The sequence below is a fragment of the Thalassospira sp. genome, from assembly GCF_048059015.1.
Classification (GTDB): Bacteria; Pseudomonadota; Alphaproteobacteria; order Rhodospirillales; family Thalassospiraceae; genus Thalassospira.
Window position 1 is genome coordinate 407,347 of sequence record NZ_JBLLNT010000003.1, and the last position, 17,726, is coordinate 425,072.

At 54.1% G+C, this 17,726-nt stretch carries 13 protein-coding genes; 4 read left to right on the forward strand and 9 right to left on the reverse strand.

What is annotated here, in order from left to right; genetic code table 11:
- Positions 1 to 107 precede the first annotated feature (107 nt).
- From bcp to ACMZ66_RS05895, 3 genes are all read left to right on the forward strand, one after another.
- Positions 108 to 572, forward strand: a complete 465-nt coding sequence (gene bcp / locus ACMZ66_RS05885) for a thioredoxin-dependent thiol peroxidase (protein WP_416935356.1) — start codon at positions 108 to 110, stop codon at positions 570 to 572.
- Positions 573 to 741: 169 nt separating this feature from the next.
- On the forward strand, positions 742 to 1,578 hold the full coding sequence (locus ACMZ66_RS05890; RefSeq protein WP_416935358.1) for a hypothetical protein: 837 nt from the start codon (positions 742 to 744) through the stop codon (positions 1,576 to 1,578).
- Between the two features lie 397 nt (positions 1,579 to 1,975).
- Complete coding sequence (locus ACMZ66_RS05895) at positions 1,976 to 2,800, forward strand: ferritin-like domain-containing protein (protein WP_416935360.1); 825 nt, start codon at positions 1,976 to 1,978, stop codon at positions 2,798 to 2,800.
- 31 nt (positions 2,801 to 2,831) lie between these two features.
- Here ACMZ66_RS05895 and ACMZ66_RS05900 read toward each other — a convergent pair whose 3' ends face one another.
- From ACMZ66_RS05900 to ACMZ66_RS05940, 9 genes are all read right to left on the reverse strand, one after another.
- A complete protein-coding gene (locus tag ACMZ66_RS05900) occupies positions 2,832 to 3,464 on the reverse strand; it encodes a glutathione S-transferase family protein (protein ID WP_416935362.1) in 633 nt (210 codons plus the stop codon).
- Between the two features lie 114 nt (positions 3,465 to 3,578).
- Positions 3,579 to 4,100 (reverse strand): methylated-DNA--[protein]-cysteine S-methyltransferase, encoded by a 522-nt coding sequence (locus tag ACMZ66_RS05905; RefSeq protein WP_416935364.1) that lies wholly within the window; start codon positions 4,098 to 4,100, stop codon positions 3,579 to 3,581.
- Between the two features lie 2 nt (positions 4,101 to 4,102).
- Complete coding sequence (locus ACMZ66_RS05910; RefSeq protein WP_416935366.1) at positions 4,103 to 5,590, reverse strand: DNA-3-methyladenine glycosylase 2 family protein; 1,488 nt, start codon at positions 5,588 to 5,590, stop codon at positions 4,103 to 4,105.
- 85 nt (positions 5,591 to 5,675) lie between these two features.
- Positions 5,676 to 6,281 (reverse strand): nucleoside deaminase, encoded by a 606-nt coding sequence (locus ACMZ66_RS05915; RefSeq protein ID WP_416935368.1) that lies wholly within the window; start codon positions 6,279 to 6,281, stop codon positions 5,676 to 5,678.
- 118 nt (positions 6,282 to 6,399) lie between these two features.
- The gene (locus tag ACMZ66_RS05920) at positions 6,400 to 6,654 is read right to left on the reverse strand and encodes a hypothetical protein (protein WP_416935370.1); all 255 of its coding nucleotides are present in this window, start codon (positions 6,652 to 6,654) and stop codon (positions 6,400 to 6,402) included.
- Between the two features lie 274 nt (positions 6,655 to 6,928).
- Positions 6,929 to 8,057, reverse strand: a protein-coding gene (gene prfB / locus ACMZ66_RS05925) for a peptide chain release factor 2 (protein WP_416935372.1) whose coding sequence is annotated in 2 segments (ribosomal slippage) — positions 6,929 to 7,987 and positions 7,989 to 8,057 — 1,128 coding nt in all. Because the reading frame shifts where the segments join, the coding sequence is not laid out codon by codon here.
- 171 nt (positions 8,058 to 8,228) lie between these two features.
- Positions 8,229 to 9,800 (reverse strand): alkaline phosphatase D family protein, encoded by a 1,572-nt coding sequence (locus tag ACMZ66_RS05930; protein WP_416935374.1) that lies wholly within the window; start codon positions 9,798 to 9,800, stop codon positions 8,229 to 8,231.
- A 223-nt stretch (positions 9,801 to 10,023) separates the two neighbouring features.
- Positions 10,024 to 12,447 (reverse strand): penicillin-binding protein 1A, encoded by a 2,424-nt coding sequence (locus ACMZ66_RS05935; RefSeq protein WP_416935376.1) that lies wholly within the window; start codon positions 12,445 to 12,447, stop codon positions 10,024 to 10,026.
- A 327-nt stretch (positions 12,448 to 12,774) separates the two neighbouring features.
- The gene (locus ACMZ66_RS05940; protein ID WP_416935378.1) at positions 12,775 to 13,974 is read right to left on the reverse strand and encodes an N-acetylmuramoyl-L-alanine amidase; all 1,200 of its coding nucleotides are present in this window, start codon (positions 13,972 to 13,974) and stop codon (positions 12,775 to 12,777) included.
- Between the two features lie 732 nt (positions 13,975 to 14,706).
- Between ACMZ66_RS05940 and ACMZ66_RS05945 the strand changes: the two genes are divergently transcribed.
- The gene (locus tag ACMZ66_RS05945; RefSeq protein ID WP_416935380.1) at positions 14,707 to 17,694 is read left to right on the forward strand and encodes an Rne/Rng family ribonuclease; all 2,988 of its coding nucleotides are present in this window, start codon (positions 14,707 to 14,709) and stop codon (positions 17,692 to 17,694) included.
- Positions 17,695 to 17,726: the final 32 nt, after the last annotated feature.

Consider the following 17,726-nt stretch of genomic DNA (forward strand, 5'->3'; position numbering starts at 1 on the left):
AATATGATCCGAGCCCCCTTGCCTTCCCTATAAGGCTTTGTATTTTCAGTGTCCGGTATGGATGCGGATCGGATCGCAAACCAGAACGAATTGATAGAGGATAGAACATGACCCTTGATGTTGGTGACAAGGCCCCGGATTTCGAACTGCCGACCGATGGCAATGGCAGTGTGAAACTGTCTGATCTGGCGGGCAAGCCGGTGGTGATCTATTTCTATCCCAAGGACATGACGCCGGGCTGCACGACTAAGTCCTGTGAATTCCGTGACGCGGAGCCGGACTTCAGCGCGGTTGACGCTCAGATCATTGGCATTTCCAAAGATAGCGCTTCCCGTCATGACAAGTTCAAAGCCAAACATGACCTGAACTTCATCCTGGCATCGGATGAAAACGGCACCACCTGCGAAGATTACGGTGTCTGGAAAGAAAAAAGCATGTATGGCAAAAAATTCATGGGCATCGAGCGCACCACTTTTGTCATTGATGGCACGGGCGTTATTCGCAAAGCCTGGCACAAGGTCAAAGTCAAAGGCCATGTCGCAGAGGTGCTTGAAGCAGTTCGCGCGCTCTAAGCCACATCGCACAACAAAAATTTTGCAAAGGCCTGGCATCAACTTGCCGGGCCTTTGATTTTTTAGCGTTCCAGACTGGTTGTATTGCAAATTTTGGGCAGCATCAGCGCATACTGATTTGTTGCCTAACCTTGTTTGTCAGGATAAAAATTCGGATATGGGAGTATAGGTGAGCAGGTTTTTCACCTATTCGGATAAATACAAAAACCGGTATGCCGGCAAAGCAGGTAATCCAATGAACAAGAATGTTGTCGATCTTGACGATCAGATGCTGGCCGATTTTCGCGATGAAGCCCACGACATCATCAATTCAATTGACGTCCATCTGCAAAATGCACGTGGCAAAAGTGATCCCAATCATCTGACAGCCATCCAGCGCGAAGTTTTCAATCTGCGTTACAAGGGCAAGTCGGTTGGCGCGCCGCTGATCAATCTGACCAGCCACCGTCTGGCAGACTATGTCACGACGTGCAAGGAACTGAACGAAGGCGCGATCGAAGATATCCAGGCCTTTGTCGATAAAATTCAGTCCCTGCTGGATGGGGATATGACCGCAGGCGGCACCGATACCGCCGAATTCGTGCGTGAACTGCCGTCCAAACGTGCACCTGATATCGATCCCAACTGGCTCAAGAAAGCCAATGTCGAAGCATTGCTGGTCATCCCGCAGCGCTCCATGGCAACCATTCTTGAACGCGAACTTGCTGCATGCGGTTATCGCAGCTCGGTCACGCAGACCTCGTTTGAGGCCATCGAACTTGCTGTGCGTACCCGCCCGGATTTCATCATTGTTGCCAAAACCATTGATGAGCTGACCGGTGTTGATCTGGCCAACGCCCTTCAGGCGATGCCAAAAACCCGTGCGATCCCAACCGCGGTTCTGACATCGGATGCGCCAAACCATCCATCGCTTCAGGATCTGCCATGCCGTACGGCGATCATTCGCAAGGGCAATGCGTTTGGCGAAGATCTGGCCGAGGCGCTGGCGCGCTTTAACATCACCTGATCACATCAGACATCCTGATTTGATGAAGGGCGGTCCGCATTCAGGCAGACCGCCCTTTTCTTTAGGGTCAGGACCTATTAATTTGATTTGAATGGCAGAGCTTATATTTGTGAAATCCAAGAAAAATCCCGCCGAGCGGGTTGGCATCCCGCGCAAGGGGTTTGACGCGGGAGTTCGCAAATATAAGCTCTGTCCTTCGGATCGCTCAGATTTGCACGGGCTACTTTGTCGCAAAACCTTGAAAGATAAGTATCTTCCTGCGGCTTCGCTTCGCGTATCCGCACAAATCTGAGCGACCATTCGAACCAAATTAATAGGTCTTGACCCTAACATTGACCATATGCCCCGCAAATGGCAGACAAAGCCAAGCTAAATTCAATCCCACACCCGGACGATCATGACCAAACTGACCCTTGCCGAGGCCGCCAAGCGCGCCCTTCTGACCGAAGACGCCACCGAAAAAGCTGATGTCACTGCCGAAATGGCGGCGATGTGGCGCGATGGCGAGATTACCGAGGTCGGGTCAACGGACCTTCCAGATCGTCCCGGCCGTCCGGCAAAGCCGGAATTGCTGCCGCCCAACAAAATGCCTAAGCGCAAAAAAGGAAGCGTTCAGGGCCGCATCGGTCTTTTGCATGCGTTGGCACATATCGAGCTTAATGCCATTGATCTGGCGTGGGATTTGTGTGTGCGCTTCCCCGATGCTGGCATGCCGCGTGATTTCCATGATGCATGGGTGCAGGTGGCCGATGATGAAGCGCGTCATTTCAAAATGATCAACAAGCGTCTGGGTGAAATGGGTGCGGCCTATGGCGATCTTCCCGCCCATGACGGGTTGTGGCAGACATCAATGGATACGGCTTATGACATCTTGCCGCGTCTGGCCGTCGTGCCGATGGTGTTTGAGGCCCGCGGCCTTGATGCCACCCCGCCGACCATCGAACGTCTGTTGGCACATGGCGATACGGAAAGTGCCCGCATTCTGAAAATCATCGCCCATGATGAAATCGCCCATGTCGCGGCGGGCCGTAAATATTACGAATATGTCTGTGATCAGCGCGACCTGCCCTACTACACCACCTGGCACGACATGTTGCGCAAGCATTTCCGTGGGCCGCTAAAACCGCCGTTTAACGACGAAGCCCGTTATGAAGCGGGCATGCCGCCTGATTACTATCAGGATTACGTTCTGGAATTGCCCGAGGGCGCAGAGGATCTGTAACGTCCCCTGATCCCTCGGACACCATCAGTATTTAAAGATCACGACCGCTATAGGGGTCTTCGGCGTAATAACGCACAGGCACCTGATCACCGACAATCGTGCCAATCCGGTCGATCCAGCGATTAAGCGCGTCATGAGGTTGCATATCCAGATCGGCCTCATGGGCGAGATGGGTATAGGCATATACCGCGATATCAGCGATGGAATAGCGGTCATTGGCCAAGAAGCGATTGCGCGTCAGATACCGATCAAGATACCCCAACACACCGCAGGCCCCGGCACGCCGTTTATCAAGCTGCCCCTGATTGCGTTCATTCTTGCCCGTCAGGTTCCAGTGACGCAGCGTTGCGATGGTTGACTGGACATAATCGGTTTCAAAGAACAACCACTGGCTGACCTTGGCTCGTTCATAGAGATCCGTTGGCAGATAGTCGCTACCCTCTGCCAGATAAGTCAGGATGGCATTGGATTCAGCAATGCACCGACCATCATCAAGCTCCAACACCGGTACGGCACCGGCCGGGTTGCGTTCAAAAAACGCATCGGTGTGGCTTTCACCTTCAAAGATCGACAGCCATTCGGTGTCATATTCAATGCCAAGATGCGCGCAGAGTTGACGCACTTTCCAGGCATTTTGCGAACCCGGGTAATCATAGAGTTTCATGGTCGTTCCTTTCACAAGACAAAGGGGTGGCGTTCCAGCCTTTTGCTTGGCTGGTTGAGATATTCAGATTGTCAGGATTTCGAAGGGTCTAAGCAAGCAGACGCCCGCAAATATTCAGGCCGCTTTGGCCAACATGGCGGCTTCGTGTTCAAGCAGCCATTTCTTGCGATCAAGCCCACCGGCATACCCGGTCAATGTGCCATTTGATCCAATCACACGATGGCAAGGCACAATGATCGAAACCGGGTTAAGCGCATTGGCACGTGCGACCGCACGAACCGCATTTGGTTTGCCAAGTTCAACAGCCAACCCGGCATAGGAAACACTTCTGCCATTCGGGATCATGATCAGGGCATCCCAAACCGATTTCTGAAAATCGGTTCCGATCATATTGACCGCATTCATTGGCAATTCGCCCGCAACCCCATCGAAATAGGCATCAAGCCAGTTGGTGACTGCTTTGGGTGCAGCCCCGCCCTCAACCCATTCAAGGTTCTTGAAACGGCGGTTTTGAATGGTTTTCAGGCGATCATCATTATCTTCGAAATCGAGATGAACCAGTTTGCCATCCACACATCCAAGCGACAATTTCCCGATCGGGCTTGGGTGGCACACAACGTTGATTTGGGTATTCATCGTCATTCTCCTTCCAATGCGGACCAAAGGTATTGCGCGGCATATGCCCGCCATGGCCGCCAGTTTTCCGACAATTCATCAAGTGGTTTTGGTTTATCCGGGCCGCCGCCCATGGCCGATGCCTTGAGGATGCCAAGATCCGCTGCCGGAAAAGCATCGGGATCCCCAAGGCCGCGCAGGCCAAAGTAATTCAATGTCCATGGTCCGATCCCCTTGATCGCGGTCATGGCATCAATCAGCTCATCACCGGATTTCTGGTCGCAATCCGGTGCCGCAAACAGATCAATCACATCGCTTAGCGTCTGGGCACGGCGCGTGGCCAGGCCAACGGGCATCAATTCCTGCCCGACCAGTGTTTCAGGTGCCGGGAACAGATGGGTCACACCGGTGTCTGCGACCAAATCATCTGGCAAAGCTTCGCCAAAGCGCGCAACGATGCGGCCTGCCAATGTGCGGGCAGCAGCAACAGATACCTGCTGTCCCAAAACCGCCCGCATAGCCAGTTCAAACCGGTCCCAGCAACCAGGCACACGCAATCCCGGGCGTTTATCGACCAACGGTGCCAACAGCACGTCATCGGCAAATTGTGCGGTGATGGATGGCACATCGGCGTCCAAATCAAACAGACGACGCACACGCGCGCCAAGCTCAAGAACCGCTTCACACGCCGGCCCCCGCAAGATCACCTCAACCCCGCTTTGATCCGGGGTGAAATGACAATTCATCAAACCGATACTAGATCCCATCTTGAACCCACGGGCATAGGTGCGTTCGCGAACGGCTTCCAGACCCGGAATGGCGCGTGCCCGGAAGAAGGCCAGAAGATAGTCCGCATCAAATGGCTGACGGGCGCGCAGACGCAGGATCAAATCATCATTGCGCGGGGCAAAGGGATCACTTGATCCGGATTGCGTTGGTGTTTTGGTTTTGATGCCACGACGAAAGGCGGTTGGCGCCTGCCCATAGGCCTGCTTCATCGCATCATTAAACCGGCGCAAACTGCCAAAGCCTGCAATATCGGCGATCTCGGTCATGGTCAGGTTGCTATCGACAATCAACTGCCGTGCACGCAGAAGACGGCGGGCCTTGGCATGTTCCTGTGGGGTGACGCCGGTATGTTCCTTAAATATCCGGCGCAGATGCCGATCACCAACACCAAGGCGATCCGCAAGTCCTGCGATGGAGCCATCTTCAAGCGCGCCTTCATCAATCAGGCGCACCGCACGGGCAACAGTCGCATGAACACCGGCACTGGCCGGGCTTCCGGGGGCGGCTTCGGGACGGCAGCGCAGGCACGGGCGGAACCCGTGCGCAATTGCGGCTTCTGCGCTTGGATAGAATTCCACATTGACGCGTTTGGGCGTAACCGCCGGGCAGATCGGACGACAGAAAATCCCGGTGGTCAGAACGGCGGTATAAAACCGCCCGTCAAACCGACGGTCCCGGGTTTTGAGTGCCTGATAGCAAATATCGTTATTGAGCTGTTCCATGCCCGGCAGTTTAACAGAGCACAGAATAAAAACTCGCCAAATTCGAACTCACACGTGAAAAGCTTTATCCGCGCTTAGGCACCACCTAGTTCAGCGGAATGTCGTTTTCGGACTTGCCATCCTGATACTGCGCCGACAGGCGATCATACTCGTCCGAGATCGCCTTGGCGCGCCCAAGATAGTCGGCCTTCTGATCATCAGCGCAGTCCGCAACCATGCCCATCATCGAATGGCTGTCCCAGAAGGCATTGGATTTATTGTATTCGCCGTCTTCGAGGGTGAAGACCTCCTTCATGATTTTCAGATCATGAGGAATGGCAAAGGCATCGCGCAAATCTTCGTAGGAGAAGAAGTAATAGAAATTATCAAATCCGGCCCATGTGATGGCCGACAAACACATCGAGCACGGCTCATGCGTGGACAGGAAAATCAGATCAGACGTCGCCGGGCGCTGATCGGCGGGTATTTCATAGAACCGCTTGAGACAATGCACCTCGCCATGCCACAGCGGATTTTCGGTTTCATTGTTGGTTTCGGCAATCACCAGTGAAAGATCATCTTTGCGCAGGATTGCCGCACCAAACAGCTTGTTGCCATCCGAAACACCGGCACGGGTTTTGGGCAGGATATCGTCCTCAAGAACGGAAAACAGGCGTTCAAGGATGTTCTGGTCGGTGTTTGCGTCAGACATGATGGTGGCCCCTGATGAAATGCATTTTTATAGGCACCATTTCATCGTGTCGGGGCCGCCATGCCAACCTGTTTTTCGTCTTCTGATCGGGGAAACAGCGTCGCGGTATGCTTAACAATCAAATACCGCGCAATATCCCGTCACTATCGGGCATCTGACGTCGTTCCGGGGGAACCGGTGTATAGAAATCACGGTTCAGAAGTGTCGTGATCGCGATTAATGTTGGCGATTTGGTATCGCGCACCTTGGCGATCAGGGCGTGATCAACCGGCGCCATTTCGCGAATTTTCAGAACTTCGAATACCGGACCATTAGGGGTGGCTAATTTGAACTGGTCGCCGACTGCGACCGGACCAAGGGACTGTTGGGCCATTTGGGACTTCACCTGACGTAAGACGTTTGCTCAGCGCAATGCCTGCCATTGACCGGTGGTGTGCCGATGATTTGTTATTGCTTGGCAGGTCTTGCTTGCCCACACCATGGCAAAGCTATTCGGCAATTGTGTGACAGAAACAGGATTTTTGGGGGCAGTCGCCATTTTCTGCGCCTTTTGACACCATCGCCCGCGTCATTATTTCCCCGCTAAAAGCAAAACACCCCGCCAAATGATGACGGGGTGTTGAAACTTTTCAGGTGGTTAGACCCGATCAGCCGATATCTTCGATCTCGCCAGCCGACCCTGTGACCTTGGCGGCTAGGGCTGCTGCCATAAAGGCATCCAGATCACCGTTCAGAACACCCTGGGTGTCCGAGGTTTCCGTACCCGTACGCAAATCCTTGATCATCTGATAAGGCTGCAGGACGTAGGAACGGATCTGATGGCCCCAACCAATGTCGGTTTTGCTGTCTTCGACGGCCTGTGCTTCGGCTTCGCGCTTTTGAAGCTCCGCCTCATAGAGACGGGCTTTAAGCATCTTCATCGCCGTGTCGCGGTTTTTATGCTGCGAACGGTCGTTCTGACACTGGGCAACGATGCCGGTCGGAATATGGGTAATACGAACCGCAAAATCAGTACGGTTAACGTGCTGACCACCGGCACCCGATGCACGGTACGTATCGACACGAAGATCCTTATCAAGGATTTCGATTTCGATATTGTCGTCAATCACCGGATAGACCCAAACCGACGAGAAGCTGGTATGGCGACGCGCCGAGCTGTCATAAGGCGAAATACGCACCAGACGATGCACGCCCACTTCGTTCTTCAGCCAGCCATAGGCATTCAGACCTGTGATCTTGTAGGTCACCGATTTGATACCGGCTTCCTCGCCATCACTTTCTTCGAGCATCTCAAGCTTGTAACCCTTGGACTCTGCCCAACGGTAATACATGCGCGCCATCATCGATGCCCAATCCTGTGCCTCGGTACCACCGGCACCGGCATGGATTTCAAGATAGGCATCATTGGCGTCAGCTTCGCCAGAAAGCAGGCTTTCAAGTTCGCGCTGAGCGGCGATCTCGCGGATCGCACGCAGGCCTTCTTCGGCCTCTGCAACCGTGTCAGCGTCGCCTTCGGCTTCGCCAAGCTCGATCAGCTCGATATTGTCTTCAAGCTCCTGAGCGAGCTTTCTATAGCCATTGATGGCATCATCCATCTGGGTACGTTCACGCATGACTTTCTGCGCGTTTGCCGCGTTGTCCCAAAGGGTCGGGTCCTCGGCAAGTGCGTTCAGCTCGTCAAGGCGTCTAAGAGCGTTATCCCAGTCAAAGATGCCTCCTCAGCAGTGCCATCGACTGCTTGATTTCATCGACCAATGCCTGTGCTTCAGCGCGCATTGATGTCTCCGTTATTCATCTGAAATTCCGTGGGCCACGTTCGTAACGCGGCAAACTCGGCGCCGCTTATAGCAGTTTTTGCCGTTCTTGAAACCCCTGCAACCATGCAAAAACCCGGCACAGAATTCGTGCCGGGTTGCGCAAGAAAGTTCTGATGACCTGATATGGGGATCAGCCCAAAACAGGATCAAGCGTCACGGTGTAAAGTTCTTCGTCGGTCACATCGCGAAGCGATACGCGGAACTGCTCGGTTTCAGCATCGATATCGACCAGCCCGAAGAACTGCAAACCATAGGATGGCGGCAGGTTAACGCCCTGCTCCTCGGTCGGGTGCTTGGTGAATTTCACCTGCGGACCAAATGTGTTGTCCATCTCATTCGGGCCAAAAGTCCCGGCATGCAGCGGACCAGATACGAATTCCCAGAACGGCTCGAAATCCTGGAACTGGGCCTTGTTCGGGTCATAGTAATGGGCGGCGGTGTAATGAACATCCGCTGTCAGCCAGACGGTGTTATTGATTTTCGCATTTTTGATGAAACGCAGCAGTTCAACGATTTCAAGTTCACGACCTGCCGGTGCACCATCACCATTGGCAAGGTTTTCAAACGTGCTTTTGTTTTTCCAGTCATCATAGACAATCATGCCAACCGGCATGTCAGCGGCGATGACTTTCCAGGTTGCCTTGGAATTCAAAAGACCACGTTTGAGCCATTCCATCTGCGCACGCCCAAGGAAGTCGGTGTTATCGGTTGGGGTCGTGCTGTTATTGGCATCATTGGTGCCGCGATAGGTGCGCATATCAAGGAAGAAGATTTCCAAAGACGGACCATAGGACACCTTGCGATACACGCGGCCCGGTTCGGTCGCATGTTCGGTAATCGGCAGCATTTCGCGGAAGGCACGGTTGGCACGCGCAGCCAAAAGGGATGCCGATTTTTCGGTATAGCGGTCATCACCCAACAGCATCTCGCCCGGATACCAGTTATTGGTGACTTCATGGTCATCCCATTGATAGTAAACCGGGACCAGACGGTTGAACTCGCGCACATGCTGATCAAGCATGTTGTATTTATAGTTACCGCGAAACTCGTTGATGGTTTCGGCAACCTTGGCAGTGTCTTCGGTAGTGATGTTTTTCCACACCTGCCCGTCCGGGGTTTGCTTGGTTTCGGCAAACGGCCCATCAGCATAGATGGTGTCACCGGAATGGATGAAGAAATCCGGATTGTGTTTGGCAATCGTGGCGTAGGTTTTCATGCCGCCACGATCTTCGTCAATGCCCCAACCCTGCCCGGCAGTATCGCCTGACCAGCCAAAACGAATGTTGCGTTTGGCGGCCGGTGCGGTACGGAAATGGCCAATGACGGGTTCGGATGATGCGCGCCCGTCATCAAGATTTTCAAAATGGATCTTATAGAAGATGTCCTGCCCGGCAGGCAGATCATCAAGCGCCAGTTTGCCCGCAAAATCGCGTTCTTCGAGCACATCGACATGGGGAATACGGACCGAGTTTTTGAAGCCTTCGGTGGTTGCGATTTCCGTTACCATCCGGGATGCACGATCAGCCCGGCCCCAGATGCAGGCGGTGTTGGCGGTGACATCGCCACTTTGCACCCCGTGGGTAATGATCGGGCGGTCCGATGCGCGCGAGATTGACGGCATAAAGAAACCACCCATGGCCGATGCGGCCCCCGCGGTCGCGCTGGTGGTCAGAAACTTACGACGGGAAAGTCGAAACGACATCACTAAACCCTCTCCAAGGCATGAAATAAAACCTTGAATATGATGACAAAATCCAATGACAGACCGATGTCACGCACTTGATAATTTTGTCATCGTTTGATGACGAAACAACATCGTCAAACACCCGATTTGAAAGCAAATTCGTTCAGATGAAAACATCCCTGAACGAACAAAGCCGGATGCTGATCACATCCGGCTTTGTTGATATTCTTGCGACCTGATTTTAGTAGATACCGCCAGGTCCGGAAACAGCGCCACCGCTGCTGTCTGATCCGCTGACACCGGTATAACCGCCATCAATCACGCCTTCGGTTGATGCCGGGATGGTGCCTGGTTTGAAGGCTTCCCAAATCACGTCCTGATCGCCCGGACGGGCCGGCAGACCGGTGCGCAATTCAACACGCACCATGCGAATGCCCGGAGGTGTACGGAACGGGATGGCTTTGGTGCCTTCAAGCGCACCGCGCATGAATTCCTTCCAGATCGGGGCTGCCGCACTGGCCCCCTGCTCCTTGTCACCAAGGGATCGGTTGTCATCAAAGCCGACATAAACACCCACAGCCAAATCCGGCGAGAAGCCGACAAACCATGCATCACGTAAATCGTTGGTCGTGCCAGTTTTACCTGCCAGCGGATAGCCAAGCTCGGCAATGGTTCGGCCGGTACCGCGCGATACAACGCCTTCCATGATATGAACCATCTGGAACGCACTGGCCGGATCGGTCAGCTGTTCACGGGTATCAGGCAGATCAGGCGGCATCTGATTGCGGAATGCAACGTCCTGACATTGTGCGCATTCACGTTCATCACGACGATAAATCACATTACCACGGCGATCCTGAATACGGTCAATCAGAGTCGGGGTGATTTTCTTGCCGCCATTGACCAGCTCGGCATAGGCGGCTGTCATGCGCATAACAGTCGATTCCGCCGCACCAAGCGACATGGACAGTACTTCTGGCAACTCATCGACAATCCCGAACCGTTCGGCGTAATCGGCAACCTTTGGCATGCCAATCGTCTGGGCAAGACGCACCGTCATAAGGTTACGGGATTTTTCAATACCAAGACGCATGGTCGAAGGACCATAGAACTGGCCGCTATAGTTCCCCGGCTTCCATTTCCCAAGACCCGGCCCCTGATCAATCACGAACGGTGCATCAAGCACCAGCGTTGACGGCGTAAAGCCATCATCGAGGGCAGCCAGATAGACAAACGGCTTGAAAGCCGAACCCGGCTGGCGACGGGCCTGGGTTGCGCGGTTGAACTTCGACAGATCATGCGAGAAACCACCAGACATCGCCAAAACGCGACCGGTATGCGGGTCCATCGCCACCAGACCACCATTCACATTGGGGATCTGACGCAGGCCATACGTGTTTGGCGGCAGTTTTTCGCCATTAAGTTCGGCAAAATGTTTAACGAAAACAACATCGCCCGGATTAAGCACATCAGACGGACGGTTCACGACCGGGCCAAGGGTTTGGCCCGTTTGCCACGGACGCGCCCAGGTCAGGAAGCGCAACGGAATACGACCCTGCTCGCCCGAAGCCAGACCAAGCTTGGCTTCGTTGGCATCGGTATCAAGAACAACCGCACGGTCCCACGGAACGTCTGACGGGGTTTCGACTTCGCGAAGCGCCTGCTGCCAGTCACCCGACAGATCAATCGTCGTGATCGGGCCGCGCCAGCCATGACGACGGTCATAGGCAACCAGACCATCAAACAATGCCTTGTCTGCAACATCCTGCATACGCGGATCAACGGTCGAACGGACCGACAAGCCACCGTCATAGAGCATGCCTTCGCCATAGCGATCAACAAGCTGACGACGGACTTCCTCGGCGAAGAAATCAGCCTGATAGGTATCAACCAATTCACGGGTTTTACCTTCAAGCGGCGATGTCCATGCTTCCTGTGCTTCGGCTTCGGTGATGTATTTTTCTTCAAGCATGCGGCCAATCACCCAGTTGCGGCGGGCTTTGGCTTCGTCATGATTGCGCACCGGATGATAGTTCGACGGTGCCTTTGGCAGGGCGGCAAGATATGCGGCCTCTTCGACGTCAAGTTCATCAAGTGACTTGTCGAAGTAACGCAAGGCTGCGGCGGCGACGCCGTAGCTGCCACTGCCAAGGTAAATTTCATTGAGGTACAGCTCTAGGATATGTTCCTTGGAAAACGCGCGTTCGATACGGAACGACAGGATCGCTTCCTTGATTTTGCGTTCATAAGAAACTTCGTTGGTCAGAAGGAAGTTCTTCGCGACCTGCTGGGTGATGGTCGATGCACCAACCGGTCGTTTGCCGGTCCCAAGATTGACGACGTTGGTAACCGCAGCACGCAGAACAGATGCAAAATCGATCCCCGGATGGGAGAAGAAGTTTTTATCCTCGGCCGCGACAAAGGCGTCGATCACCTTGTGCGGAATGGCCGAAATCGGAACAAAGACGCGTTTTTCACGCGCATATTCAGCAATCAACGCCCCGTCAGATGCATGAACGCGTGTCATGACCTCGGGCTCGTAATTTTCAAGCTGGGTATAGTCGGGAAGTCCCTGACCAAAATGCCAAAAGATCGCCAGAGCACCAACGCCCCCTGCAATCCCCATCAGGAACAGAACACCGAAAATACTGAGTAAAATGCGCATGTTAAGCAGGTCTTTTCGTTTTGTTGGCTCGATCCGAGGAGCGCGCATATTCCTGCACAATCATCGGAATTGCAATGTCCCACCGGATTTCCAAATCCTACTGGCATCCAATCAGGCCGGAACCCCGCACTTAGCCCCATTATAGAGGCAAAAAAGTGACGAGGTTGTGACAGCCCGCACGCCAGTTAAATTTTTTATAAGCGCGTATCCGGCGCACTCAGTTTAACATGGTGCGCCCCGTCCTGAACATGAAGACTTGTGAATATTATGCAAAGCGCGCGCGCATGCGCACCACCCGACATTCTTCAACAGTTTCAGGGATCAAGCCTAGAACTTGTGCTTTTCGAAATAGAGATCAATCGCCCGTAACACCGCATCGGCGATCTTTTTGCGATGGCCCGGCTGCTGCAGAAGTTTGGCGTCGGTCGCATTGGACAGATAGCCCATCTCAAACAGTGCAGATGGAATATCAGGCGCCTTAAGAACCGCAAAGCCTGCAAAACGATGGGTTCTGCGTTGAAGCTCAATACTTTGGGCAAGCTGGCTGACCATGTTTGCCGCAAGCGTTGCCGACAGGTTCATGGTTTCGCGCTGGGCCAGGTCAATCAGGATGCTTTGCACCAAGGAGTTTTCATCAGAAAGATCAATACCGGCGATCACGTCGGCCTTGTTTTCCTTGGACGCCAAGGCGGCGGCTTCTTTATCCGATGCGTTTTCAGATAGGGTATAAACCGACGCACCGCGATGCTTTGGGTTACCAATTAAATCCGCATGAAGCGAGATAAACAAATCTGCCCCGCCCTTACGCGCAATTTCAACGCGCTGGCGCAGTTTCAGGAAGACGTCCTTGTCACGTGTTAAAAGCACACGATAGCGCCCGGTTGCGGTCAATGTATCGGCAAGCTGACGGGCGGCAGCCAGTGTCAGGTCCTTTTCATAGACATTGCCAACACCAATGGCTCCGGGATCAACCCCACCGTGACCGGCATCAATCGCGATCAGTGGCTTTTCATCCCCGCCACGACCAGATTGGACAGCAACATCAACGCTTTGTTCGGTTGCACTGGTGTCGTTACGGCTGCGTGCAGAATAGGCTTCCATGCTTTTGCGTGATGCGCTCAGGAACGTTTCGCGCTCTGCCGGTTTAAGATCAACGACCAAACGGTTGGGCTTGCCCCCGCCTGCTGGCAACGAGAAGATCTTTGAAACCAGCGATGGCTTGGCAACGTCAAGAACAACGCGGAAGGTGCCCGGCTTAAACAGGCCGTAACGCAAACCGGAAATCAAACCACCACCCGATGTCACCTTGCCCGGAGGGGCGCTCCAGTCGATTTCAGGCATATCGATGATGATGCGATAGGGATCGGGCAGCAGGAAATAGGTAAAGTCGACATCACGATCAAGATCGATCACAAAGCGTGTGTAATCGGGATAAACGCCCAAACGCGCACCCAGCACCTTGGCGGCCTGTGCATTGGCACTCGTCGCGGCAAGCTGGGCTGAAAATAGCAGCAAAAACAATATCATTGCCGCCTTCACCATTTTGGGGAAGGTCCGGAAGAATGATACATTTCGCACAGAGGAACGTGTTTTTGCGTGCCGTGAAGTCATCTGTTGTGCTTGCGCCTGTCTGAACTGCCTAAGCAAGTGATAACCGCTTATAGCAATGCGTTGGTTAACGGGCAATTGACCAACAAGAGAAGTTCTAAAAGGCTTTCCTCAACCCGTCATTTGCACAAGCCAACCACATGACAGGACAAAAGCATTGTCTTTTCATACATTTGCCGGAGATTAATCGTTTCGGGTGAAATCGCGCGGAAATCTTCGCGTTTTTACTCGCGACTGTCAGAAAGTCGTTATCTGGTGCAACAAAACTGTTTGTCGCAGCCGAATAAAACGGATATGTTGCACCCGAGAATTCCTATGCTTTGTGGTATAAACCTAAAACCCACCAGGCTGAGGACGCGACTAGAACAGTTCTTCAGGTCGGTGTCTCGGTGACGCGGCAATTCCCGCTCCCGATAGAGCCCTCCTCCCAAAGGCTGTCTTGGCGCGCTCGAGAAATACGCAACCTAAATTCGTTTCAACATCAAAACCAGGTCCGAACCGGAAGAGCAGCCGACACGCGATGAACCATAGACATACAGGACATATCGCGACCTTATTGGACGGCGCCTCCGGATACGCCGGTTTGTTTGCATATCAGCGCATTAGTGCGCGTGGCATAGAACTGGCGGGACCTCCAGGAACAGGTTCCGAATGGTTAAACGCATGCTTATCGATGCAACGCACGCGGAAGAAAGCCGTGTCGTTGTTATTAATGGAAATCGCCTAGAAGAATATGACGTCGAAACTTCGACGAAAAAGCAAATCAAGGGAAATATCTATCTCGCCAAAGTCACGCGAGTAGAACCGTCGCTGCAGGCGGCCTTTGTTGACTATGGCGGAAACCGCCATGGTTTCCTTGCGTTCAGCGAAATCCATTCCGACTATTACCAAATCCCTGTCGCCGACCGTGAAGCCCTGTCACAGGGTCATTCGCAGGTAAAAGACGCCGAAATCGTCGAAGACAATATCGGTGATGGCGAAGACAGCCCGAAAAAAGACAAGAAACCGACCCGTTCGCGTTCGCGCCGCAAACCGCGCGCCAAGGACAAGGACGAAGCGGTTGAAACAGCAGCCGATGCAGACGCGACCGAAGTCGTCGAAGCAGCCGCTGATGCGACCCCGGCCGATGCCGAAGGTGCCGCAGACGCAGCAACCTCTGAAGAAGAGGATGCAAAGCCGCGTCGTCGTCGCACGCGCAATCGTCGCAAGAAAGCCGATGACGTCGAAGCAGCATCTGATGATGGCGCACCGTTCGAAGACACTGATGGCGATGACACCCCGACCGGTGGCAATGCGGCAATGTCGGCAGAAGTTGCTGAGCTGACCATTGATGTCGATGCAGAAGACGGTGAAGAGGCTGTCACCACGCTTGATATCGATGCCGATGCAGCGGGCGAAGAAGATGTCGAAGACCTTGGCGGCGATGATGCCGACGAGTTCGTCGAATCGCACAGCCGTCAGCTTCAGAAGCGCTACAAAATTCAGGAAGTGATCAAGCGCCGCCAGATCATTCTGGTACAGGTCGTCAAGGAAGAACGCGGCAACAAGGGTGCTGCCCTTTCGACGTTCCTGTCGCTGGCTGGCCGTTATTGCGTTCTGATGCCAAACACCCCGCGTGGTGGCGGCATTTCGCGCAAAATCACCAATGCCAAAGACCGCAAGCGTCTTAAATCCATTCTGGCCGAGCTTGAGATTCCGGACGGCATGGCCGTTATCGTTCGTACCGCTGGCGCAGAACGGACCAAAGCCGAAATCAAGCGCGACTTCGATTATCTGATGCGTCTATGGGATCGTATCCGCGAAACCACCCTTCAGAGCCAGGCACCGTGCCTGATCTACGAAGAAGCCGATCTGATCAAGCGTTCGATCCGTGACCTTTATGCACGTGATGTTGATGAAGTTCTGGTCGAAGGTGACGAAGGTTACCGGGTTGCCAAAGACTTCATGAAGATGCTGATGCCATCGCATGCCAAGCGTGTGCAGCCCTATAAGGATCAGGGCGTGCCGCTGTTCCACCGTTTCCAGGTGGAAAGCCAGCTTGATGCGATGCTCAACCCGGTCGTGCAGCTTAAATCCGGTGGTTACCTTGTCATCAACCCGACCGAAGCACTGGTCGCGGTTGACGTGAACTCCGGTCGTTCGACCCGTGAACGCAACATCGAAGAAACCGCTTACAAGACCAACCTTGAAGCAGCCGAAGAACTTGCACGCCAATTGCGCCTGCGTGACCTTGCCGGTCTGATCGTTGTCGACTTTATCGACATGGAAGATCACCGCAACCAGGCATCGGTCGAGCGCAAGCTGAAAGAAGCAATGCGCAATGACCGCGCACGTCTTCAGATCGGCCGCATCAGCCCGTTTGGTCTGCTTGAAATGTCGCGTCAGCGCCTGCGTCCGTCGCTGGTCGAAAGCGCGTTTGAAGTTTGCACCCATTGCCGCGGTGTCGGCCTTGTCCGTTCGATCGAAAGTGCGGCCCTTCATCTGCTGCGCGTGATCGAGGAAGAAGGCATGCGTCGCCGTTCCGGTGCGTTGACCGTCCATGTTGCAAGCGAAGTCGCCCTTTACATCCTGAACCGTAAACGTGATTCGCTTGGCGAGATCGAAAGCCGTTACGGCTTCAGCGTCATGATCTTTGGCGATGACAGCCTGATTTCTCCGGATCACCGTATTGAACGCACCCGTGCGAAGAAAGGTGACGAGCTTGAAGAAGCTGCTGCACCGGTTCTGAACACCGATAGCGTTTCGCTGACCGCGATTGAAAATCCGGTTGATGCCGACGAAGAAGAAGAAATCGAGCGCTCCGAAGACGATGATCAGGGCGGTAAACGCCGCCGTCGTCGCCGTCGTCGTCGTGGTCGCAATGATGATCGCGATGATCGTAACGATCAGCAGCAGGAAGCATCGACCAATGATGCCGACGATGCCGATGGTTCGGACATTAACGGTGATGACGATGACGAAGAAAGCCAACGCAAGCGTCGCCGTCGCGGCAAGCGTGGTGGCCGTCGTCGTTCCCGTCGTCAGGAATTTGATGGCAACCGTACACGTTCACCTAATGATGATCCGGCACTGACAGCAGCACGCCGCAACCGTGATCACGAGGCACCGGACGGTTCCGAAGAAAACACCGTGATTGACGCCGAAACCGATGGCCAGGACGCAGACAGCTTCGATCAGGAAGGTGTCCGCGCAGGTCGTTCGCGCAGTACGACGGCACCGGCACCAGCCCGTCCGCGTCGTGATCGCAACGACAACCGTCGCAACCGTCGTGACCGTAACAACCGTCCGGGCAAGGATGGTGGCGATGTGAAAAATATTCCGATCCAGTCTGGTCCGGCACCGGAAGCAACCGCTGAAAGCAAACCTGACACCGCCGCGACAGCACCTGCAAGCGCCCCGGCCGAAGTAAGTGCACCAGTTTCAGCACCGGTAGAAAAACCTGCACCGGCACCTGTGGCAGAAGCCCCGAAGGTCGAAGCACCGGCAGAAAAGCCGGCTGAGCCGAAGGCTGCTGAGCCCAAAGCTGAAGCACCGGCACCAGCTCCGACGCCCGCCCCGGAAGCTGCCCCTGCTGCGGAACCGGCAATGGATGAAAAGCCGAAGCCGAAAAAACGCGGCTGGTGGAGCCTTGGTCGTTAAGACCGCCTGACAGAGAACAAACAAAAAGGGCT

What these genes read in the sequence shown, in the direction of transcription:
- bcp (WP_416935356.1), top strand. Translation starts at nt 108, where the DNA reads ATGACCCTTGATGTTGGTGACAAGGCCCCGGATTTCGAACTGCCGACC.
- ACMZ66_RS05895 (WP_416935360.1), top strand. Translation starts at nt 1,976, where the DNA reads ATGACCAAACTGACCCTTGCCGAGGCCGCCAAGCGCGCCCTTCTGACC.
- ACMZ66_RS05900 (WP_416935362.1), bottom strand. Translation starts at nt 3,464, where the DNA reads ATGAAACTCTATGATTACCCGGGTTCGCAAAATGCCTGGAAAGTGCGT.
- ACMZ66_RS05905 (WP_416935364.1), bottom strand. Translation starts at nt 4,100, where the DNA reads ATGAATACCCAAATCAACGTTGTGTGCCACCCAAGCCCGATCGGGAAA.
- ACMZ66_RS05910 (WP_416935366.1), bottom strand. Translation starts at nt 5,590, where the DNA reads ATGGAACAGCTCAATAACGATATTTGCTATCAGGCACTCAAAACCCGG.
- ACMZ66_RS05915 (WP_416935368.1), bottom strand. Translation starts at nt 6,281, where the DNA reads ATGTCTGACGCAAACACCGACCAGAACATCCTTGAACGCCTGTTTTCC.
- ACMZ66_RS05920 (WP_416935370.1), bottom strand. Translation starts at nt 6,654, where the DNA reads ATGGCCCAACAGTCCCTTGGTCCGGTCGCAGTCGGCGACCAGTTCAAA.
- ACMZ66_RS05930 (WP_416935374.1), bottom strand. Translation starts at nt 9,800, where the DNA reads ATGTCGTTTCGACTTTCCCGTCGTAAGTTTCTGACCACCAGCGCGACC.
- ACMZ66_RS05935 (WP_416935376.1), bottom strand. Translation starts at nt 12,447, where the DNA reads ATGCGCATTTTACTCAGTATTTTCGGTGTTCTGTTCCTGATGGGGATT.
- ACMZ66_RS05940 (WP_416935378.1), bottom strand. Translation starts at nt 13,974, where the DNA reads ATGATATTGTTTTTGCTGCTATTTTCAGCCCAGCTTGCCGCGACGAGT.
- ACMZ66_RS05945 (WP_416935380.1), top strand. Translation starts at nt 14,707, where the DNA reads ATGGTTAAACGCATGCTTATCGATGCAACGCACGCGGAAGAAAGCCGT.